Source organism: Curtobacterium sp. VKM Ac-2852 (assembly GCF_013205045.1).
Lineage (GTDB): Bacteria > Actinomycetota > Actinomycetes > Actinomycetales > Microbacteriaceae > Curtobacterium > Curtobacterium flaccumfaciens.
In genome coordinates, this window is sequence record NZ_JABMLI010000003.1 from 369,304 (window position 1) to 388,800 (window position 19,497).

Sequence of the window (19,497 nt, forward strand, 5' to 3'; positions counted from 1 at the left end):
CGGGTCACACCGGTCCGCCGTCGAGCCCGGCGCCGAGCGCACGGACCGCCAGGTGCGGCGCGGTGGAGAACCCGAGCTCGATCCGTCCGGAGAACCCTGCGAACCCGGCGAGCGCCCCGGCGCGGGTGCGGGTGGCGTCGAGGAACGCGAGGTGCAGGTCGGCGCCGGTCCCGCCCGGGCCCGGCGTCCGGAAGCCGACGAGGCGACCCGCGACCGCGCGGTGCACCGTCGTCCCGGTCGCGCCGTCCTCGGTCCGGACCTCGTCGAAGACGCCGTCGACCGAGACGGCCACCGCGAAGTCGCGCGGCGGCAGGACCGTGGTGATCCGGGCCTCCAGGTCGGCCACGGAGGCGACCGACGCGACCGTCACCGCGAGGTCGGGCGAGAACGTCGAGACGACGGCGAACGTGACCGGGTCGTCCGCGTCCGCGACCGCTGCGGTGCCGTCCGGCAGCATCCGGAAGCACCGGCGCTCGCACACGACCAGGCCGCGGGGTCCGGCGTCGCCGCCGGCGAGCGCGCCGAGTCCCAGGGTGCCGTGCCGACCGAGGGCCGCGACGGTGACCGGGACGTGGACGGCCGGTCGCCCGCGTCGAGGATCGTCGACGGCCCGGCGCGCCCATGCGGCGAGGGTCGCCAGGGACGTGGTCCCGTCATCCGTCGTCTCCCGCACCGTGCTCCTCGTCCGTCCTCGGTTCGACCGTAGGAACTCCGCCCGCGCGGTACCAGCGCCGTTTGACTCAAGCGTCCGGGTGGGTGCGCGGCGCACGGTTGGACCATGAGTGCACGCGCGAACATGGTCTCCCCGTCCGTCCCCCCGTCCGGCGCGGGGTGCGTGGAGTGCGACGCGACCGGCTCGTGGTGGGTGCACCTGCGTCGGTGCGCCGCCTGCGGACACGTCGGCTGCTGCGACGACTCCCTGAACCGGCACGCCACCGCGCACTTCGCGGTCACGGGGCACGAGGTCATGCAGTCGTTCGAGCCGGGCGAGGGGTGGTTCTGGGACTTCCTCACGCAGGACTTCGTGGACGGACCCCGCCTCGCCGACCCGCAGGCGCACCCGACGACCCAGTCGGTTCCGGGTCCGGCCGACCGACTCCCCCGCGACTGGTCGGAGCAGCTGGCCGAGCGACGCTGACACCGGTCGCGGCCGGTCGCGGCCGGCCGCGGCCGGTCAGGGCAGCCGGCGGTCGGTGTCCAATGCTTCCGACCGGGCGATCAGCTCGTGCATCGTGGTGTGCGACCGGACCTGGTACGACAGGTGTGCGACGGCCAGCACCACCGCCGATCCGACGCCCCACACGATCGAACCCGGGTCGTCGACGCCGAGCTGGTCGACCAGGATGGCGACCCCGGCACCGGCGACGATCGAGTTCACCACCGCGATCGCGGACGACATCGTGAACAGGAGCCGGTACCACGACGGAGCCCGGCCGATGTCGAGCAGCTCGTTCGCCGCGTGCCGCCCGCGTGGCATCGGGAAGTACGTGTCGGCCTCGGGCAGCAGGCGGCCGTAGTAGCGACGGATGCGTTGCATCGCGGCGAGTGCCGCGACGTCCTCGAGCGAGGTCTCGACGAGGCGTTCGTAGGTGAACGCGCCGAGCAGGACGATCACCGGGATGATCGCGCCGAGGAACCCGAGCGCGAAGGGCGTGTGCGCGAGGAACCCGAAGGCGACGAGCGAGCTGGAGAGCGTGGTGAGGTACAGCGAGGAGCGGCTGCTCGACTCGCTGACCGTGATGCTCCGCGCGCTCTCGAGGACGAAGTGCTCGGTCATCAGGGCGTTGAAGAAGGCGGTCGGCCGGTCCAGGGAGGTGATCGACTCGGCGGCGGTCGGCAGTGTCGTGTCGGGTTCCTCGGGCATCACGGGGCTCCTCGGTCAGTCGCTCGTCGCCAGGTGGCGGTGGACGAAGGTCACGGCCATGGCGCCCTCGCCGACCGCTGCGGCGACGCGTTTGACGGACCCGGCGCGGACGTCCCCGGCGGCGAAGGACCCGGGCACGTTCGTCTCGAGCCAGAAGGGACGCCGCTCGAGCGGCCAGTGCTCGAGCGAGCCGTCGACGGCGTCGAGGTCCGGGCCGGTGACCAGGTACCCGAGCCGGTCACGGACCATCGGCGTCTGTTCGGCCCAGCTCGTGTCCGGTCGTCCGCCGATGCAGATGAACAACCGCGTTGCCGGCAGCGACACCGTGGCGCCGTCGCCGTCGGTGACCTCGATCGACTCGAGTCGACTGTCCCCGTGCAGCGCCGAGACCTGGCAGCCCGTCCGGACCGTCACGTTCGGTGCGGCCACGATCCTGGCGCTCAGGTACTCCGACATCGTGGCCGACAGCGACGAGCCCCGCACGAGCATCGTGACGTGCGCCGCGGAGCGGGACAGGTTCATCGCCGCCTGGCCCGCCGAGTTCGCCCCGCCGACCACGAAGACCTGCTCGCCGGCGCAGCCGTCCGCCTCGCTCGTCCCGGCACCGTAGTAGACACCGCAGCCGAGCAGATCCTGCTCACGCTGCAGCCCCAGCCGACGCCACTCGACACCGGTCGCGCAGATGTTCGCACGGGCGACGACGTGGCCGCCGTCGGCGAGGTCGGCGTGGATGCGGCCGTCGTGGAAGACACCGCGCACACCCTCGCGCATCACCAGGAGTTCGGCGCCGAACCGGACGGCCTGTTCCCGGGCGCGCTCGGCGAGGTCCGCTCCGGCGATCCCCTCGGGGAACCCCAGGTAGTTCTCGATGAGGCTGCTCGACCCGGCCTGCCCGCCCACGGCGTCCCGCTCGAGCAGCACGACGTCGAGCCCTTCGGAGGCGGCGTACACGGCCGCGGACAGCCCGGCGGGACCGGCGCCGTAGATCGACAGGTCGTACTCCTGGCGGCGCGGTGCGTGGATCCACCCGAGCCGGTCGGCGACCTCGCGCAGCGTGGGTGCGACCAGTTCCGTGCCGTCGGGGAACACGACGAGCGGGAGCCGCGACGGATCGACCCGGTCGGCGCCCCCGACCCCGTCGACGTCGACCGGGAACCAGTCGAACTGCACCACGGAGCGCGACAGGAAGTCCCGCAGGGCGTAGGAGTCCGCGTCGAACGGCCGTCCGTACACGCGGACGCGACGGGACGGGAGCACGGCGGCGTCGGTCTCCATGGCTCCTCCGGTCGGTGCGACGACGATCGGTGAGGAACTGCTGCCGCTCCCTCACGAGCACGCTACGGACTGCCGGCGCTCCGCACGTGGTCCTGCGAGGGTCTCCTTCGGTGCCGCAGGCGGCGTCGGGTCGCGTGGGCCGGGGTCAGCTGCGCCCACGGCGGACGGGAGGCCCGTGGCGGCGTCGCCACGGGCCTGGCGTCCGATCTGTGGTCGCGGTCAGCCCACCCGCGCGACGCGCACGTCGACGCGGCTGAGCGCCAGGCCGTGCGCCGCCGCGGTCGCCAGGGCGACGTCGTGGACGGCGCGTGCGACCTCGGGGGCCGGGCGGAAGCCGTCGGTGCCGATGACGACACGCAGGGCTCCGTCGTCGACGACGATCCGGAGCGGTCCGCTGCTCGTGGCGATGCTGCGGACCGCCTGCACGGCGCTCGCGACCGTCGGGCGGGAGCGGTACAGGTCGGTGACGCCGGAGACCTCGAGGACGGCGGCCTCGATCGCGGCGAGGGTCTCGTCGGTGGTGCTCATCGGGCCTCCTCGGGGTCGGTACCGGGCTCGGGGTCCGGCAGCAGGTCGCGGACGACGACGTCGACCGCCTCGACGAGCAGGTCGGTCTGCTCGGCCAGGGCGCCGGCCACGGCGGTGCGGACCAGCTCAGCGGTGGCGGGGATCGACGGACCTGACGCGATCGCGATCTCGACGACCACCCGGATCGGGGACGCGAGTTCGGTGACGTCGCCGTCGAGGTGGCAGCGTGCCACGAGGACACCGGGGACCTCGTCACCGGTGCGGCGGATGAGGGAACGGATGGCCCCCTCGGTCATCACGGGGCGCTCGGTCTCGGACAGGGGGCGGAGCGGGACGTCGCGACCGGAGCGGGACTCGATCGAGATGTTCGCCAGGACGCCGCTGATCCAGGACTCGTCGGCCGGGGCCTCGTCGCGGGCGGCCGCCTCGAGCGAGCGGAGCGACGCGTGGCGGACGCGGATGATCGCGGCCAGGGCGTTCTGGCAGGCGGGCGAGTCGTCGATGCTCGGGTCCGCCGGCTGCATGCCGGCGTCGAGGTAGTCGGCGAGTTCGTCGATCGAGTGGCCGTCCAGGTCACCGGGTTCGAGGGCGTCGAGTGCTTCGGGGCTGTCGGGCAGGTCCGGCCGGATGCCGTCGTGGTCGGTCATCGCCATCCCTCCATGAGTCGGATCATGTTCTTCCTCGCTCGGGACAGCAGTCCCCGGACCGTCGAGGGCGGCAGGTCGAGTTCGGCGGCGATCTCGTCGTACCGGTACTCGAGCACCTCCTTCATGATCCAGCACCGTCGTTGGGCTTCGGGCAGTTCGGCCAGCGCACGTTCGACCGCGTCCTCGCGCGAGCGCGCCTCGGCGACCCGGTCGGGTGCGTCGTCGGCCGGCGCGGCGACCTCGAGCTCGGTGACGTCGTCGTGGACGCGCCGCGCGCGGATCCGGTCGAGGCACTTCCGGCTCAGGATGCGCATCAACCACGACTTCACGCGCGCGAGGTCCTCGAGGGAGTCGAGGCGGTCCCACGCGGTGATGAAGGTCTCCTGCACGACGTCGTCGAGTTCGTCGGTGGAACCGAGGGTCCGACGGGCGTAGGCGCGGAGCAGCGGGGTGTGGCGACGGATCAGGACCTCGAAGGCCCGGACGTCGCCGTCGGACGACCGGCCGGCGAGGACCGCGTCGTCGAGCTCGGCGAGGGACTGGTGGTGCACGCGTTCCTTCTACCGGTGGTGGATGGTGAACGGCTGGGTGCGCCGGTGTGCCGGCACGACCCTGAAGGGTCCGGCCGGCCGGGCGGCGAGCGAGCGGACACGTGCCAGGGCGAGCACGTGTGCGGGGGCGTTCCTGGGGACTGCAGCGGTGCGGGTCACGTCGGCTCCTCGTGGTGTGGTCACCGATGGGACGTGCGTCGCACGCGTTTCGTCACACACGACGTCAGGGGCGCACCCGGACGGTTCCGGTGTGCGCCCCTGACGTCGTGCTTGTCGGCTCGTCCTACTGCTGGATGAAGGCGAGCAGGTCGGGGTTGATGACGTCCGCGTGGGTCGTCAGCATCCCGTGCGGGTACCCCTCGTAGATCTTGAGCGTGGCGTTGCTGAGCAGCTCGGCCTGCTTGAGCGAGGCCGCCTTGTACGGCACGACCTGGTCGTCGTCGCCCTGTGTGACGAGGACCGGGACGGAGATCGCCTTGAGGTCCTCGGTCTGGTCCGTCTCGGAGAACGCCTTGATGCCCTCGTAGTGGGCCAGGGCACTGCCCGTCATCCCCTGCCGCCACCAGTTCGCGACCACCGGAGCCGAGACCTCCACGCCGGGACGGTTGAACCCGTAGAACGGCCCCTCGGCGACGGCCTGGAAGAACTCGGCGCGGTTCGCGGCGAGTGCGCTCCGGAACCCGTCGAGCACCGAGATCGGCGTGCCCTCGGGGTTGGTGTCGCTCTGCAGCATGATCGGGGGCACCGACGACACCAGGACGGCCTTGGCGACACGGCCCTGCGGTTCGCCGTACTGGGCGACGTAGCGTGCGACCTGACCACCACCGGTGGAGTGCCCGATGTGGACCGCGTTCTGCAGGTCGAGGTGCTGCACGACCGCATCCGTGTCACTCGCGTAGTGGTCCATGTCGTGCCCGGTGCCGATCTGCGACGAACGCCCGTGCCCGCGGCGGTCGTGCGCGATCACCCGGTAGCCCTTGCCCAGGAAGAACAGCATCTGCGCGTCCCAGTCGTCCGACGACAGGGGCCATCCGTGGTGGAAGACGATCGGCTGCGCGTCGCGCGGCCCCCAGTCCTTGTAGAAGATCTCTGCACCATCGCTCGTGGTGACGAACGCCATCGTGAACCTCCGTGAGTTCCTGCTCCACATGTGACGCGGACTGGCCGCTGCCTCCCGATCGGCGGGAGACCGAAGCCCCTTCACCGTAGGACCGGTGCTCGCTCGACCGCTTGGGTCATTCATCCCGATCCGTCGGACCGTGGGCGGGCCCTGCTTGGTGCGGCGGCGTGTGTGCGCCAGAGTTGGCTCCATGTCGCTCGTCACCGCCGTCTGCCGCGTCGACCGCCTGCTGCCGGACTCCGGCATCATCGGCGTCACGGCCATCGACAAGCGCCCGGTCACCGGGAGCGTCCGGGTCCGGCCGCTCGGCCTGCGCGCCGACGTGCAGGCGAACCGCAAGTACCACGGCGGTGTGGACCAGGCCGTGTACGCCTACGCCGACGAGGACGCCGCGTACTTCGCCGACCTGCTCGAGCGCGAGGTCCCGCCCGGCCTGTTCGGCGAGAACCTCCGCACCAGCGGGATCGACGTGACCGGGGCCGTGACCGGGGAACGCTGGCGGATCGGCGACACCCTCGTGCTCGAGGTGACGGTGCCCCGCACGCCCTGCGGCACCTTCGCCCGGCGCATGGGCATCGACGGGTGGGTGAAGCGGTTCGCCGACGAGGGGCGGCCGGGGGCGTACTTCCGCGTGGTCAAGTCCGGTTCGGTCGCCGCAGGTGACCCCATCGAGGTGACGTACCGGCCGGAACACGGGGTGACCATCGGCGAGATCTTCGGCGACCTGGCACCCGATCGTGCGCGGGCCGTGCTCGAATCGGGCGAGCGCCTGGCGCCGAAGGTCGTCCAGGACCTGTCGAAGGTCGCCGCGCGAGCCTGATCCCGACGAGCCCGTCGAGCCCTTCGAGCCCGTCGAGCCCGATCAGCCCGGCAGCGCGCCGCGCGAGGGGTCGATCGGACGCTTCGCCACGGGCAGCCCGGCGACCACCAGGTCGTAGGCGTTCGCCACGAGGTCCTCGACCAGGGTCTCGTCGATGCCGTCGCCCGGTGTCAGCGTGATCCAGTGCCGCTTGTTCATGTGCCACCCCGGCGTGATCTCGTCGTGGTCGCGCACCAGCGCCGCCCCGTGCGGCGGCGCGCACTTGAGGTTCACGATCGGGGTCCCACGCACCTCGGTCACCATCACGAACATCTTGCCGACGACCTTGTAGACCACCGAGCCCTCGCCGAACGGCTGGGTCTCGAGTGCCGCCGGCAGCCCCAGGGCCGTGCGGCTCGCGATCTCGTGCAGCTGCTCGCCGTCCATCTGTCCAGGATGCCGCAGGCAGCCGACACAGCGCACCCCGTTCGGGGGCGGGTCGTGAGCCTCGATCACGTCGTAGGATCACCACGCCGCGTACCCGACGCGGCGGTCGCTCGCGCGATCACCACCAGTTCCAGGGGGAACCCGTGCGCATCATCCGTACCCTCGGCATCGCCGCCGCCACCGCCGTCCTCGCGACCACCGCCGTCGTCGGCGGGACCTCGACGGCGCAGGCGGCACCGAAGTCCTACGCCAACTGCACCGCGGTGCAGAAGGTGTACTCCGGTGGCATCGCCAAGAAGTCCGTCACGAGCAACAAGGTCGTCTCCGGCGGCAAGACCACCACCCGTGCGCTCAAGGGCACGGTCAAGAAGGACGACGCCCTGTACAAGGCGAACGCCAAGCTCGACCGCGACAAGGACGGCATCGCCTGCGAGAAGAGCTGACGCTCGCTCGCGCTCGGTGACACCGGCAAGACACCGGTGTTCGCGTGCTGAGCACCCGCACACCGCGGTGCAATGCGCGAACACCGGTGTCTTGCCGGCCCGGCGTGCGCCCGCGGCCGGCGTGTGCCCGGCGCGGTCAGAGCGTCGGGACGCCCTCGTGCCCGGACCGAGGACGCGGAGTCCCGGCGACACCGGTGACGACGGACCCCGCCGGGACGTCCTTCGTCACCACGGTGTTGGCGCCGACGACGGAGTCCGGACCGATCGTGATCGCCCCGATCAGCGACGACCCGGCGCCGAGCACCACGCGGTCCCCCACCACCGGGTGCCGACGGGCCCCCGGGCCGTGGTCGCCCCCGCGTCCGCCCAGGGTGACACCGTGGAACACGAGCACGTCGTCGCCGATGACCGCGGTCTCGCCGATGACGACACCCATGCCGTGGTCGATGAAGAACCGGCGGCCGATGCGCGCGCCGGGGTGGATCTCGATGCCGGTGACCGACCGTGCGACCTGCCCGAGCAGCCGGGCCGCGAACCGGGACCCGGGCAGCCCCTGTGCGTTCCAGAGACGGTGGGTCACCCGGTACGTCCAGATGGCGTGCAACCCGGAGTAGACGATCGCGTTCTCCAGGTCGCCCCGGGCTGCGGGGTCACCGCGGCGTGCTGCGGACAGGTCCTCCCGGATGGTCCGCAGCACGCCTCGTCGAAGAGGACGACTCACGCAGTGAGCCCCTCGAAGAGCACCGTCGACAGGTAGCGCTCTCCGGTGTCGCACACGATGGCGACGATCCGCTTGCCGGCGTTCTCGGGGCGAGCGGCGATCTCGAGCGCCGCGTGGATGATCGCGCCGGACGAGATGCCCGACAGGATGCCCTCCTGCGTCGCCAGGGCACGGGCCACACGGAGCGCGTCGTCGAGCTCGACGTCGAACACCTCGTCGATGACGCTCTGGTCGAGGACCTCGGGCACGAAGTTCGCGCCGATGCCCTGGATCTTGTGCGGACCGGCCTTGCCCTCGGTGAGCAGGGGCGAGTCCTTCGGCTCCACGGCGACGATCTGCACGCCGGGCACGCGCTCCTTGAGCACCTGCCCGACACCGGTGATCGTGCCGCCGGTGCCGACACCGGCGACGAACACGTCGACGTGCTCCTCGGTGTCACGGAGGATCTCCTCCGCCGTGGTCTTCCGGTGGATCTCGGCGTTCGCAGCCGTCTCGAACTGGTGGGCGAGGATCGCGCCGGGGGTCTCCGCGACGATCGACTCGGCCTTGGCGACCGCACCCTTCATGCCCTCGGGCCCGGGGGTCAGGACGATCTCGGCCCCGTACGCACGGATCACCGCACGGCGCTCGACGCTCATGGTCTCGGGCATCGTGATGACGACCCGGTACCCGCGAGCAGCGCCGACCAGTGCCAGGGCGATGCCGGTGTTGCCGGACGAGCCCTCGACGATGGTGCCGCCGGCCTGCAGCGCACCGGAGGCCTCGGCCGCGTCGATGATCGCGACGCCCAGGCGGTCCTTGACGCTGGCGCCCGGGTTGTAGAACTCGAGCTTCGCGAGCACCTCGGCCCCGCCCGCCTCCGGCAGCCGGTTCAGCTTGACGAGCGGGGTGTTGCCGAACGCCTGGGAGATGTTCTCGTAGATGGTGCCGCTCATCCGGTCCGTCCTTCGCAGCTCAGGTCGCGCATCGCTCTTCCTGGAGGCGCGGTGTGCGCCCGATCCTAGCGACCGGACCCCAGGCGGTCCTGTCCGTGACGGCGCGTGCGCTCCGGACGCAAGTCGCGCCTCCGGGCCGGTTCGTGGCTGTTGCCACACGCGCGGTCCGCGCGCGTGGTGCGGCGCAACGACGAGGAGGTCGTGATGTCCAAGCTCCAGCAACCCGGCGCTGCCCCGCCCGTGGTCGACCGCGCCGCGTTCGACGCGGCCCTGGCGGATCAGGTGCGGGACGAGAAGGAACTCACCCGACACGGCGACCGCGTCTCCGCTGCACGCTGGCGGCTGCCGATGGTCCGTGTTGACGACTACGCATTCGACGGGCCGGACGGGCCCGTCCACCTGACCGAGCTCTTCGGCGACCGCTACCTGCTCCTGGTGCAGAACGTCATGTACAGCGCGGACTGGGACGACGCATGCCCGAGCTGCACGTGGGCGATCGACGACCTCCCCGCGGACATGGGACGCCTCGACGACGAGGGCATCGCGTTCGCGATGGTGTCGGAGGCACCGGTCGAGGCTGAAGTTGGTTGTCTGCGCCCCGGAGCGCTCGAGCGCGCGCGACCGGAGGTTGTGCACCAGGACGTTCCTCGACCAGCCGTGCTCGACAGCGGCCTCGGCGTAGCGTTTCCGTCGGACGGGATCAGACTCCGGCAGGAGCGCTCTGATGTGCCCCCACGGCAATCGGTCCACACGCTGTGGACCAATTGACGCTTCCTCGGGCCACGCCGCCGCGAACTGCCGCATGTACTTGAGGTTCGTCGGTGACAGCCCCGTCATCGACGGGAACTCCGCCCGCAGGTCCTCTGCCAGCTGCCGGACCCCGCTTCCCCACCGTCCGGCCTTCGACCGCTCGAGCAGGACCGAACCGATCGACCAGTACAGGTGGATGAGGTGGGCGTTGGCCGCCAGCTGCACGCGACTGCGCGTCGCCGTGACGCGGTCTCGGATGGCCCGGAAGGTCTCGGCGTACTCGGTCGGCAATGCGGCGTCATCGGTCATCCGCCGATGGTGGATGCTCGGTCGAAGCACTGTCCATCAATCGGTATGCACGGCGGATGTGAGGCGTTCGCCCCGCCGCGTCATCGCACGAACGCCGTCCGGGCGAACCGGTCGTCGGTCGCCTCGAGCACCCGCAGCACGTTGCCGCCGGCCAGCGCACGCAGGTCAGACTCACCCCAGCCGCGCCGGACGAGCTCCGCCGCGAGCACCGGGTACCGCGACACGTCCCGCAGGTCCGGCGGCAGCACCGGGGTGCCGTCGTAGTCACCGCCGAGGCCCAGGTGCGCGACACCGGCGACGTCACGCGCGTGCTCGACGTGGTCGGCGACGTCCGACACCGTGACCAGGGGTGGCTCGCCGGACATGCCCGACTCCTCCCAGTCCGCCCATGCTCGCGACACGAACTTCGGCACGAACGTGATCATCACCACGCCACCGTTGTCGGCCAACCGGGCGAGCACGTCGTCGGGCACGTTCCGCGGGTGGTCGTCGATCGCGACGGTCGACGAGTGGCTGAACACGACGGGCCGGGTCGCCACGTCGAGGGTGTCCCGCATGGTGGCCGGTGCGGTGTGGGACAGGTCGACGAGCATGCCGATCCGCTCCATCTCGGCGACGACCTGCCGCCCGCGGTCGGTCAGGCCGCCGTGCGCCCGCTCCCCGGTCGCGGAGTCGGCCCAGGGGGTGTCGTCGTTGTGGGTGAGCGTCATGTAGCGGACGCCGAGCCGCGCGAGGGTCCGCAGGACCGCGAGGTCGTCGCCGATCGAGTGCCCGCCCTCGGCGCCGAGCAGCGACGCGATCCGGCCCGAGTCGACGGCGGCACGGACCTCGGCGGCGGTGCGGGCGAGCGCGAGGTCGTCGGGGTAACGCTCGATGATCCGGTGTGCGAGGTCGACCTGCTGCAGTGTCGTCGTCACGGGGTCCGGGTCGTCGGCGGGCACGAACACCGACCAGAACTGCCCGACGACGCCGCCGGCACGGAGCTTCGGGATGTCGGTGTGCAGCGAGTCGGTCTCGGTGTCGATGCCCTCGACACCGGAGTCGTGGCTGTCACGACGCTCCCACGGCAGGTCGTTGTGGCCGTCGATGACCGGGAACGGGAGCGCGTCGAACGTCATCCCCCGACGCTACCGCCCGCGCCGTCGTGGCTAGGCTCGAACCGTGCAGCCCGTCACCCTCCGCACCGATCGACTGGTGCTCTCGGCCCCCGAGCTCGGCGACGTCGACGACGATCGGTCCGCCGCGACGGTCTGGCCAGCGTCGTGACCGTCTCGTTCCGGGTCGTGACGAACCTGCCGGTTCCGCCGGAGCGCGCCTTCGCGCTGTCGCTCGACATCGGCGCGCACGAGCGGTCGATGGCCGCGACCGACGAACGCGCCGTCGCCGGCACGACGGCCGGCACGATCGGCCTGGGCGAGACCGTCACCTGGCGTGCGCGGCACTTCGGGATCGTCTGGCGGATGACGAGCGGGATCACCGACCTGGAGGCGCCGCACCGGTTCGTCGACGAACAGGTGCGTGGGCCGTTCGCCCGGTTCCACCACGAACACCGCTTCGAGCCGTCGGCCGGCGGCACGCGCATGGTCGACACCATCACGTTCCGCGCGCCGCTCGGCCCGCTGGGCCGCCTGGCCGAGGTGCTCGCCCTGGCCCGGTACATGCCGCGGCTCATCGCCGACCGCAACGCCTCGCTCGCCGCCGAACTGCGTGCCGAGCAGCGCGCCGGATCCGACGGCGATCAGGGCGCAGCGAGCTCCCCCAGCGCGTCGTAGGCAGCGGCGACGGCGTCGACCCGCACCCGACCACCGGGGCCGGAGGCGTCGTAGACGTCGTTCGTGATCGCGGCGACGACGGCGAACAGCGCGGCCATCGAGTCGAACGCCGACGGCGAGTCGACCGGGCAGAGGATCGCGGTGGCCGCGGGGGCGGCGATGACCGCGGCCGTCGGGTCGCCGAGGACGATGACGTCGGCCCCGGAGTCGACGCAGTGCCGGACCATCCGCTCGACCCCTGCGGTGTGCCGACGCACGGTCACCAGGACCACGAGGTCGTGCCGGTCGAGATCGGCGACCTCTTCCCCGAGCCGCTGACCGGGTGACGGACCGACCCGGACGTCGGACCGCACCTGCGCCAGCTGGGACCGCAGTTGCAGCGCGATCGGGTAGGCGCCGCGCTCACCGAGGACGAGCACGCGGCGGGCGCGGACGATCCGACGGGCGAGCCGCGGGCGGTCCGCTCGGCCGAGCGACGCGAAGGCCGCGTCGAGGTTGCGCGCCTCGACCGCGCGCTGGTCGACGTGGGCGGCGTCCTCGGCGACCCACGGCAGGCCCGAGCCCCGTGCGGACATCAGGTTCTGCCGGACCTCGGCGGCGTCCTGGAACCCCAGCGACCGGACGAGTCGCGAGACGGTGGCCTTCGAGGTGCCCGACTCGGCCGCGAGTTCGGCGGAGGTGCCGACGAGCAGGAGTTCGGGGTCGTGGCGGACCATGGCGGCGACGCGTCGTTCGGCGGGCGAGAGCTGTTCCCACACGGAGTCGATCCGGGCGCGGACGTCGGGGCCGGCGGTGCTCATGCGCGTGCCACCCGGTCGACGGCGACGGCCAGGGCGTCGAGGCCGAGGGCGATGTCCGGCGTCGACACGAACTCGTCCGGGTGGTGGCTGATGCCGTCGGGGTTCCGGAGGAACAGCATCGCCACGTCGGTCACGAGCCCGAGTGACATCGCGTCGTGGCCGGCTCGTGAGAACAGCTCCATGGGCGCGGTCTCGCCCGTCGACGCGATCCCGCCGCGGACGGCGTCCATCAGCCGGGGCGCGCAGAACACCGCGGGCGCACGGTGCATCTCGGTCGGGGTGACGCTCACCCCGCGCCGTTCTCCGATGAGCGTGAAGGCCTTGGTGAGTTCGTCCCAGACCTCGTCGCGCTCGTCGTCGAACTCGCCGCGCAGGTCGACGGAGAACCGTGCGAGCCCGGGGACGACGTTGACGGCTCCGGGTTCGACGGTCATCGTGCCGACGGTGCCGACCTGGTGCGAGGCCCGGCAGATGCGTTCCACCGCGAGCGCGGCCTCGGCGGCGGCGAGCAGGGCGTCGTGCCGGCGCTCGTAGGGGGTGCCACCGGCGTGCCGGGCCTCTCCCACGGCCTCGACCGAGAACCGGCGGGCACTCGCGATGCTCGTGACGACCCCGAGGGCCTGCCCGGCCTGTTCGAGGTGCGGCCCCTGCTCGATGTGCGCTTCGAGGTAGCCGACCACCGACGCCGGGTCGACCGCGGCGTCGCCGACGCGCTCCGGGTCGAGGCCGAAGTCGGTGAAGGCCTGCCGGAGCGTGACGCCGTCACCGTCGGCCAGCTCCCACCAGGCGTCGTCCCAGACGCCGGCCACCGCGGACGAACCGAGCAGGGCCTTGCCGAAGCGCGTGCCCTCTTCGTCGGAGAACGCGATGACCTCGAGCGCGACGGGCAGCGGACCGTCGGCGGTGAGCCGGGCGGCGGTGCGGATGGCCATGAGCACCCCGACGACGCCGTCGTACCGGCCGGCGTCCACCACGGTGTCCAGGTGCGAGCCGAGCAGCAGCACGGGCGCGTCGGGCGTCGCGCCCGCGGCCCGGCCGTGCAGGTTGCCGGCGGCGTCCTGCCAGGTGGACAGTCCGGCATCCTGCATCCAGCCCGCGACGAGGGCGTTCGCCCGGGCGTGCTCCGGTGACAGGTAGACGCGGGTGATGCGGCCCGGTTCGGCGCTGAGGGCGGCGAGCTCGTCGCACCAGCGGGCGACGAGTTCGGCGTCCGCGGTACCCACGGCGGTGGCGTTCAGGACGGGCACGGCGCTCACGCGAGCACCTCGGCCCCGGCGGGAGCGACCGCGGCGGTGTCGTCGCGGAAGACGTCGAGTGCGGCATCGACACCGCCGCCGTGCGGGACCGCGCGCCCGGCCCGGCGCAGGGTGTGCTCGAGCGCGGCCAGGGTCGTGACCACGGTGTCCTTCCGGGCGTTGTAGCCCATCGTGCCGATGCGCCAGACCCGTCCGTGCAGCGGCCCGAACGAGGTGCCGATCTCGATCCCGTGGTCGTCGAGCATCGCGCCGCGGACCTGGTCGCCGACGACGTCGGAGGGGATCTCGACGGCGACGACGTTGTGCATCTTGTGGGCGACGTCGCCGAAGACCGTGAGTCCGAGGGCCTGCACCCCGGCGAGCATCGCCCGCCCGGCGGTCTCGTGGCGGGCGACGACGGCGTCGCGGCCTTCCTCGAGCAGGATGCGGGCGCACTCGTGGGCCGCGTAGAGCATCGAAGCGGCCTCGGTGTGGTGGTTCAGGCGGCGGGGGCCCCAGTAGTCGAGGATCATCGCGAGGTCGAGGTAGTTCGAGCGGATCGGTTCGTCGGCGACGTCGTCACCGGGTTCGCGGATGCCGGCCTCGACGCTCCGCCGCTCGTCGAGCACGGCCACGGCCCCCGGCGACAGCGTGACGGGTGCGCTGCCGGACGGGCCGCCGAGGCACTTCTGCAGCCCGGCGCTGACGGCGTCGATCCCCCAGGCGTCGACCTCGAGCGGGTTGCCGCCGACCGTCGCGGTGGCGTCGGTGTAGAGCAGGACGCCGTACCGCTCGCAGATCGCACCGAGTTCGTCGAGCGGCTGGTTCATCGTGGTCGAGGTGTCGCCCTGCACGACCGCCAGCACCTTCGGACGGACGCGGGCGATCGCCGACTCGATGGCGGACGGCGTGAAGACCTGGCCCCAGTCGGTCTCGATGGTGTGGACCTCGGCACCCGCACGGCCGGCGATCTCGGCGAGCAGGTACCCGAACCGCCCGAACACCGGCACGAGCACGCGGTCACCCGGGGCGAGCAGCGAGACGAGCACCGCTTCGATCCCCGCGCGCGAGGTGCCGTCCACGAGCAGCGTCGCGTCGTTGCGGGTGCCGAACACGCGGCGGTAGAGCGCCTGCGTCTCGTTCATCGTCGAGGTCATCCACGGGTCGTACTGGCCGACGAGCGGCGTCGACAGCGCACGGAGCACGCGCGGGTCGGCGTCGATCGGACCGGGCCCCATGAGGAGACGGGCGGGTGGGTTCACTGGGAGCATGCTGGTTCCTTCCGTTCCTGATCTGACGATACCGGAACGATCGTTACAGGGGTGTTTCCGCCGCGAGCACGGGCCGTCCGGCCAGCTGCCCCTCGACGCCGACCACACCGCCGTCCGCCGTGGCGATGCGACGGCCGCGGAGCCAGGTCTCGGTGACGCTGCCGCGCACGCGGAGCCCGTCGAACGCGGACACCGGGTTGCGGTGCTCGAGTCCGGCGACGTCGACGACGGACTCGGCGGACGGGTCGAACACGGCGAAGTGCGCCAGGGCACCGGGAGCGATCACCCCGCGGTCGCGCAGCCCGACCAGGGCGGCCGGACCGGTCGTGAACAGCGGCAGCAGCGCCTCGAGCGGGATCCCGCGACGCTCGGCCTCGGTCCACACCGCCCGGAACCCGACCTGCAGGCCGGCGACCCCGCCCCAGGCCATACCCCAGTCGTCGGTCTTCAGGTCGGCGGTGGAGGGCGAGTGGTCCGACACGACGAGGTCGATCGTGCCGTCGAGCACGCCCGCCCACAGCGCGTCGCGGTTGGCGTCGTCGCGGATCGGTGGGCAGCACTTGTAGGCGGTCGCGCCGTCCGGGATCGTGCCCGCCTCGAACGACAGGTAGTGCGGACAGGTCTCGACCGTGATCCGGACGCCGTCGTCCTTCGCGGCACGGAACATCGGCAGCGCACCCGCGTCGGACAGGTGCAGCACGTGCACCCGCGCACCGATCGCCCGCGCGCCGTCGATGACCTGCGCGATCGCGGACCGTTCGGCGGCGACGGGCCGGGTGGCCAGGAAGTCGGCGTACCTGCCACCGAGCGCCCGGTGCGGCACGAGGTGCTCCGGGTCTTCGGCGTGCACGATCAGCAGGGCGTCGATCCGGGCGACCTCGGCGATCGCCGCTCGGAGCTGCCCGGGGTCGAGGTGCGGGAACTCGTCGACACCGCTCGGTGCCGTGAAGCACTTGAACCCGAAGACGCCGGCGTCGTGCAGGGCGTCGAGCGACCCGAGACTCGCGGGGACGGCGCCACCCCAGAACCCGACGTCGACCGCCACCCGGCCCTCGGCACTCGCACGCTTGACGGCGAGCGCCTCGACCGTGGTCGTCGCGGGGATCGAGTTGAGCGGCATGTCCACGATCGTGGTGACCCCGCCCATCGCAGCGGCACGGGTCGCGGACGCGAAGCCCTCCCACTCGGTGCGGCCGGGCTCGTTGACGTGCACGTGGGTGTCGACGAGTCCGGGGAGCAGCACCTGCCCGTCCGGCACGGTGTGGTCCTGCTCGGCGTCGACGACCGCGTCGACGGGCAGGACGCCGGTGATGCGGCCGTCGTGGACGACGACCGCGGCCGGGCGGAAGGCGCTGTCGGCCCAGGCTCGCTGCGCGCGGACGACCAGGTGTGCCGTATCGCCCGCCGGGAGGCCCGTCATGCGCCCGCCCCGGCCGTCGCGATCGCAGCCGGGTGGCGTTCGAAGCCCGCCAGCAGCCCCGACATCGCCTTCACCGGCGGCAGGGCGTACTCGCCGCGCTTGCCCGTGGACAACCCGAGCCGGACGAGCGACTCCGCCAGGACCGTGGCCGCCGCGACACCGTCGACGACCGGTGCCCCGATGGCCAGCGAGACCTCGGCGCAGAAGTCGGCCATGCCCGCGCACCCGAGCACGACGGCGTCGGCTCCACCGTCGATGACCGCTCGGCACTCCTCGATCACGAGCGCACGGGCACCGGACTCGGGGTCGTCGAGCTCGAGCACCGGGACCTCGCACGCCCGGATCTCCGTGACGAGCGGGGCGAAGCCGTAGCGCTGGGCGAGCTCGTGGGCGCGGCCGGTCGTCCGCGCCAGGGTGGTGACGACACCGAACCGGCGGCCGAGCATCGCGGCGGCGTGGAACCCGGCCTCGGCGATCCCGATCACCGGCACCGTCGCGAGCTCCCGCGCGGCGTCGAGCCCCGGGTCCCCGAAGCAGGCCACGACGAAGGCGTCCACCCCGTCCTGCTCGCCGCGGGCGATCTGCTCGAGCAACCCGGGCACGGCCAGGGCCTCTTCGTAGTGGCTCTCGATCGAGGCCGGCCCCATCGTGGGCTCGACCGGTTCGATCAGCGTGCCGGGAGCGGCGACCGCACGGGCGGCGACGCCGATCGCCCGCGTCATCGACGCGGTGGTGTTGGGGTTGACGACGCGGATGCGCATCGGGGTCCTTCCGGTGGAGCGAGTGGAGCCGTGGAACGGGTGACGCGGGTGGTGACCATCGTGGCGGGGGCGAGGCGGGCCTCCCGGCCGTGTCTCGGATCTGTGGACGACCGAGCGCCGCGACCCGCCCTGTGGAGGACGGGCCGCGGCGCCGGCGGTCAGGCGCGGCCGACGGCCGCGCCGTCGTCGACCGTCGGGTCGTCCGCGTCGAGCACGGGCATGCTCGGCCGGGCACGCTCGAGCGCCCAGAAGACGACGAGGCCCAGGCCGCACCCGATGAACCAGCTGTAGCTCGCCAGCCACGGCAGCACGCCGAGTGCCGGGGGCAGGACCGCGCTCGCGACCGAGACCGCGCCGGTGACCACGAGGGTCCAGATGGCGTTCGGGTTGAACCCGCCGCGGTACCAGTACCGGGCGGTGCGACTCGTGGAGTACATGTCGTCGATCGCGATGCGCTGCTTGCCGACGATGTAGTAGCCCGCGATGAGGATGCCGAACAGCGGGCCGATCAGCGCACCGAGCACTCCGAGCGTGTACAGGATCGCCTGGTCGTTGCCGTACCAGTTCCACGGGGTGAGGAGCACCGAGCCGACCGCGGCGATCATGCCACCGGCCCGCCACGAGATCTTCCGGGGTGCCACGTTCGAGAAGTCGAACGCGGGGCTGATGAAGTTCGCCACGATGTTGATGCCGACGGTCGCGGTGACGAACGTCAGGCCGCCGAGCAGGATCGCGAACGGGGCACCGATGGCCTGCACGGTCTCGATCGGGTCGGTGATGAGCTTGCCGAACACCGGCACCGTCGCACTGGCGCAGAGCACCGTCAGGACCGAGAAGAACAGGAAGTTGATCGGCAGCCCCCAGAAGTTGCCGCGCTTGACCGCACGGAACGACCGGCCGTAGCGCGAGAAGTCCCCGAAGTTCAGCATCGGGCCCGAGAAGTAGCTGACCACCAGGGCGACCGCGGACAGCATCACCGGGATCGACGCCCCGAAGGACAGCGGCTCGCCGACCGACAGGGTGAACGAGATGTTGCCGATGCCCGCCTGGCTGACCAGGTAGACCGCGAGCGCGATCATCACCACGTAGACCGCCGGTCCGGCCCAGTCGATGAACCGCTTGATGGCCTCCATGCCCATCCAGAACAGCGCGCCCTGCGCCACCCAGAGGATCGCGTACGAGATCCAGCCCAGGGCCGACAGCCCGAGGAACGAGTGGTCGAGCAGCCCCGCGGACGCCGGGATGAACTTGAGGAAGATGATGTTCAGTGACTGGGCGGCGAGGAAGGTCTGCACGCCGTACCAGGCCATCGCGATGAGGCCGCGGATGATGGCGGGGACGTTCGCGCCGAGCACCCCGAACACCGCGCGGTTGATCACCGGGTACGGCACCCCGGTGCGCTGCGACGGCTTGGCGACCAGGTTGGCGAAGACCTGCACGATGAGGATGCCGACCACCAGGGCGATGAGCACCTGCCAGCTCGCGATGCCGAGGGCGAAGAGCGACCCGGCGGTGACGTAGCCGCCGACCGAGTGCACGTCGGACATCCAGAACGCGAAGAAGTTGTAGCTCGTCCAGCGCTGCTCGCGCAGCGGGGCGAGGTCCTCGTTCGTGAGCGCCGGGTCGTACCCGGGCTTGACGACACCGGCACCCGCTGGGGCGGGAGCGGCGGTCGTGGTGGGGGCGTGGGGCGCGGCGACTGGTGTCGCGATGTCGGTAGCCATGGCGTCCTCCGAGGGAGTGGGAAGCGGGGCGGTGCGTGCTTGAGCACGAAGCTACGGAGCGACTTCGCCCCCGCCGTTTCCCTCGTGTAACGGTCGTGTGTCCCGCACCCCGTCCTGGAACGACC

22 protein-coding genes and 1 pseudogene are annotated in these 19,497 nt (G+C 72.0%); 5 read left to right on the top strand and 18 right to left on the bottom strand.

Annotated features, from left to right (window positions below):
- Positions 1-4: 4 nt before the first annotated feature.
- The gene (locus HQQ79_RS12910) at positions 5-673 is read right to left on the bottom strand and encodes an acetolactate decarboxylase (RefSeq protein ID WP_173034762.1); all 669 of its coding nucleotides are present in this window, start codon (positions 671-673) and stop codon (positions 5-7) included.
- A 105-nt stretch (positions 674-778) separates the two neighbouring features.
- On the opposite strand from HQQ79_RS12910, the gene HQQ79_RS12915 reads away from it, so the two are divergent.
- Entirely contained in the window at positions 779-1,138 is a 360-nt protein-coding gene (locus HQQ79_RS12915; protein WP_173034764.1) for a UBP-type zinc finger domain-containing protein, read from the top strand.
- 36 nt (positions 1,139-1,174) lie between these two features.
- On the opposite strand, the gene HQQ79_RS12920 is transcribed toward HQQ79_RS12915, so the two are convergent.
- The 6 genes from HQQ79_RS12920 to HQQ79_RS12945 all read right to left on the bottom strand — a co-directional run bounded on the left by HQQ79_RS12920 (position 1,175) and on the right by HQQ79_RS12945 (position 5,985).
- Complete coding sequence (locus HQQ79_RS12920) at positions 1,175-1,864, bottom strand: hypothetical protein (protein ID WP_173034766.1); 690 nt, start codon at positions 1,862-1,864, stop codon at positions 1,175-1,177.
- Positions 1,865-1,879: 15 nt separating this feature from the next.
- Positions 1,880-3,139, bottom strand: coding sequence for an NAD(P)/FAD-dependent oxidoreductase (locus HQQ79_RS12925; protein WP_173034768.1), 1,260 nt, complete (start codon positions 3,137-3,139; stop codon positions 1,880-1,882).
- Between the two features lie 219 nt (positions 3,140-3,358).
- Complete coding sequence (locus HQQ79_RS12930; RefSeq protein ID WP_173034770.1) at positions 3,359-3,667, bottom strand: hypothetical protein; 309 nt, start codon at positions 3,665-3,667, stop codon at positions 3,359-3,361.
- Entirely contained in the window at positions 3,664-4,314 is a 651-nt protein-coding gene (locus HQQ79_RS12935) for a hypothetical protein (protein ID WP_138803912.1), read from the bottom strand. The genes HQQ79_RS12930 and HQQ79_RS12935 overlap by 4 nt, the downstream gene beginning before the upstream one ends.
- Complete coding sequence (locus HQQ79_RS12940; protein ID WP_027466268.1) at positions 4,311-4,865, bottom strand: RNA polymerase sigma factor; 555 nt, start codon at positions 4,863-4,865, stop codon at positions 4,311-4,313. Before HQQ79_RS12940 ends, HQQ79_RS12935 begins: the two co-directional genes overlap by 4 nt.
- 283 nt (positions 4,866-5,148) lie before the next feature.
- Positions 5,149-5,985, bottom strand: a complete 837-nt coding sequence (locus HQQ79_RS12945) for an alpha/beta fold hydrolase (protein WP_111046741.1) — start codon at positions 5,983-5,985, stop codon at positions 5,149-5,151.
- A gap of 190 nt (positions 5,986-6,175) precedes the next feature.
- On the opposite strand from HQQ79_RS12945, the gene HQQ79_RS12950 reads away from it, so the two are divergent.
- Positions 6,176-6,805 carry an MOSC domain-containing protein gene (locus HQQ79_RS12950; RefSeq protein ID WP_173034772.1) on the top strand — a complete coding sequence of 210 codons (630 nt, stop codon included), beginning with the start codon at positions 6,176-6,178 and terminating at the stop codon, positions 6,803-6,805.
- 42 nt (positions 6,806-6,847) lie between these two features.
- Here HQQ79_RS12950 and HQQ79_RS12955 read toward each other — a convergent pair whose 3' ends face one another.
- A complete protein-coding gene (locus HQQ79_RS12955; RefSeq protein WP_138803915.1) occupies positions 6,848-7,231 on the bottom strand; it encodes an MmcQ/YjbR family DNA-binding protein in 384 nt (127 codons plus the stop codon).
- Between the two features lie 143 nt (positions 7,232-7,374).
- Between HQQ79_RS12955 and HQQ79_RS19195 the strand changes: the two genes are divergently transcribed.
- The gene (locus HQQ79_RS19195) at positions 7,375-7,674 is read left to right on the top strand and encodes an excalibur calcium-binding domain-containing protein (RefSeq protein ID WP_216852505.1); all 300 of its coding nucleotides are present in this window, start codon (positions 7,375-7,377) and stop codon (positions 7,672-7,674) included.
- Positions 7,675-7,810: 136 nt separating this feature from the next.
- On the opposite strand, the gene epsC is transcribed toward HQQ79_RS19195, so the two are convergent.
- Together epsC and cysK are read right to left on the bottom strand one after the other, a co-directional pair.
- A complete protein-coding gene (gene epsC, locus HQQ79_RS12965) occupies positions 7,811-8,371 on the bottom strand; it encodes a serine O-acetyltransferase EpsC (protein WP_027466263.1) in 561 nt (186 codons plus the stop codon).
- A gap of 20 nt (positions 8,372-8,391) precedes the next feature.
- Entirely contained in the window at positions 8,392-9,330 is a 939-nt protein-coding gene (gene cysK, locus HQQ79_RS12970; protein ID WP_173035310.1) for a cysteine synthase A, read from the bottom strand.
- 204 nt (positions 9,331-9,534) lie between these two features.
- Here cysK and HQQ79_RS12975 point away from each other — a divergent pair, with 204 nt between their 5' ends.
- A complete protein-coding gene (locus tag HQQ79_RS12975) occupies positions 9,535-10,098 on the top strand; it encodes a DUF899 family protein (protein ID WP_254066258.1) in 564 nt (187 codons plus the stop codon).
- Here HQQ79_RS12975 and HQQ79_RS19200 read toward each other — a convergent pair.
- A pseudogene (locus HQQ79_RS19200) lies at positions 9,994-10,389 on the bottom strand (DUF1016 N-terminal domain-containing protein); the annotation flags it as partial. The gene HQQ79_RS12975 and the pseudogene HQQ79_RS19200 sit on opposite strands and share 105 nt — an antisense overlap.
- 80 nt (positions 10,390-10,469) lie before the next feature.
- Positions 10,470-11,507 (bottom strand): dipeptidase, encoded by a 1,038-nt coding sequence (locus HQQ79_RS12985; protein ID WP_173034774.1) that lies wholly within the window; start codon positions 11,505-11,507, stop codon positions 10,470-10,472.
- Between the two features lie 144 nt (positions 11,508-11,651).
- Here HQQ79_RS12985 and HQQ79_RS12990 point away from each other — a divergent pair, with 144 nt between their 5' ends.
- Entirely contained in the window at positions 11,652-12,161 is a 510-nt protein-coding gene (locus HQQ79_RS12990; protein ID WP_173034776.1) for an SRPBCC family protein, read from the top strand.
- On the opposite strand, the gene HQQ79_RS12995 is transcribed toward HQQ79_RS12990, so the two are convergent.
- The 6 genes from HQQ79_RS12995 to HQQ79_RS13020 form a co-directional block, all read right to left on the bottom strand.
- The gene (locus HQQ79_RS12995) at positions 12,128-12,961 is read right to left on the bottom strand and encodes a MurR/RpiR family transcriptional regulator (RefSeq protein ID WP_173034778.1); all 834 of its coding nucleotides are present in this window, start codon (positions 12,959-12,961) and stop codon (positions 12,128-12,130) included. The two genes, HQQ79_RS12990 and HQQ79_RS12995, sit on opposite strands and share 34 nt — an antisense overlap.
- On the bottom strand, positions 12,958-14,217 hold the full coding sequence (locus HQQ79_RS13000; protein WP_173034780.1) for an allantoate amidohydrolase: 1,260 nt from the start codon (positions 14,215-14,217) through the stop codon (positions 12,958-12,960). The genes HQQ79_RS12995 and HQQ79_RS13000 overlap by 4 nt, the downstream gene beginning before the upstream one ends.
- On the bottom strand, positions 14,214-15,467 hold the full coding sequence (locus HQQ79_RS13005) for an alanine--glyoxylate aminotransferase family protein (protein ID WP_173034782.1): 1,254 nt from the start codon (positions 15,465-15,467) through the stop codon (positions 14,214-14,216). The genes HQQ79_RS13000 and HQQ79_RS13005 overlap by 4 nt, the downstream gene beginning before the upstream one ends.
- 43 nt (positions 15,468-15,510) lie before the next feature.
- On the bottom strand, positions 15,511-16,887 hold the full coding sequence (allB, locus tag HQQ79_RS13010; RefSeq protein ID WP_173034785.1) for an allantoinase AllB: 1,377 nt from the start codon (positions 16,885-16,887) through the stop codon (positions 15,511-15,513).
- Entirely contained in the window at positions 16,884-17,648 is a 765-nt protein-coding gene (locus HQQ79_RS13015; protein ID WP_027466254.1) for an aspartate/glutamate racemase family protein, read from the bottom strand. The genes allB and HQQ79_RS13015 overlap by 4 nt, the downstream gene beginning before the upstream one ends.
- 158 nt (positions 17,649-17,806) lie before the next feature.
- Entirely contained in the window at positions 17,807-19,372 is a 1,566-nt protein-coding gene (locus HQQ79_RS13020) for an NCS1 family nucleobase:cation symporter-1 (protein ID WP_035808813.1), read from the bottom strand.
- Positions 19,373-19,497 lie beyond the last annotated feature (125 nt).

Bases quoted from the DNA above. Each gene is read 5' to 3' on its own strand.
- HQQ79_RS12930 (WP_173034770.1), bottom strand. From the start codon at position 3,667: ATGAGCACCACCGACGAGACCCTCGCCGCGATCGAGGCCGCCGTCCTC.
- HQQ79_RS12935 (WP_138803912.1), bottom strand. From the start codon at position 4,314: ATGACCGACCACGACGGCATCCGGCCGGACCTGCCCGACAGCCCCGAA.
- HQQ79_RS12975 (WP_254066258.1), top strand. From the start codon at position 9,535: ATGTCCAAGCTCCAGCAACCCGGCGCTGCCCCGCCCGTGGTCGACCGC.
- HQQ79_RS12955 (WP_138803915.1), bottom strand. From the start codon at position 7,231: ATGGACGGCGAGCAGCTGCACGAGATCGCGAGCCGCACGGCCCTGGGG.
- HQQ79_RS12950 (WP_173034772.1), top strand. From the start codon at position 6,176: ATGTCGCTCGTCACCGCCGTCTGCCGCGTCGACCGCCTGCTGCCGGAC.
- HQQ79_RS12945 (WP_111046741.1), bottom strand. From the start codon at position 5,985: ATGGCGTTCGTCACCACGAGCGATGGTGCAGAGATCTTCTACAAGGAC.
- HQQ79_RS13005 (WP_173034782.1), bottom strand. From the start codon at position 15,467: ATGCTCCCAGTGAACCCACCCGCCCGTCTCCTCATGGGGCCCGGTCCG.
- HQQ79_RS12920 (WP_173034766.1), bottom strand. From the start codon at position 1,864: ATGCCCGAGGAACCCGACACGACACTGCCGACCGCCGCCGAGTCGATC.
- HQQ79_RS12925 (WP_173034768.1), bottom strand. From the start codon at position 3,139: ATGGAGACCGACGCCGCCGTGCTCCCGTCCCGTCGCGTCCGCGTGTAC.
- HQQ79_RS12995 (WP_173034778.1), bottom strand. From the start codon at position 12,961: ATGAGCACCGCCGGCCCCGACGTCCGCGCCCGGATCGACTCCGTGTGG.
- allB (WP_173034785.1), bottom strand. From the start codon at position 16,887: ATGACGGGCCTCCCGGCGGGCGATACGGCACACCTGGTCGTCCGCGCG.
- HQQ79_RS12915 (WP_173034764.1), top strand. From the start codon at position 779: ATGAGTGCACGCGCGAACATGGTCTCCCCGTCCGTCCCCCCGTCCGGC.
- HQQ79_RS12985 (WP_173034774.1), bottom strand. From the start codon at position 11,507: ATGACGTTCGACGCGCTCCCGTTCCCGGTCATCGACGGCCACAACGAC.
- cysK (WP_173035310.1), bottom strand. From the start codon at position 9,330: ATGAGCGGCACCATCTACGAGAACATCTCCCAGGCGTTCGGCAACACC.
- HQQ79_RS13015 (WP_027466254.1), bottom strand. From the start codon at position 17,648: ATGCGCATCCGCGTCGTCAACCCCAACACCACCGCGTCGATGACGCGG.
- HQQ79_RS13020 (WP_035808813.1), bottom strand. From the start codon at position 19,372: ATGGCTACCGACATCGCGACACCAGTCGCCGCGCCCCACGCCCCCACC.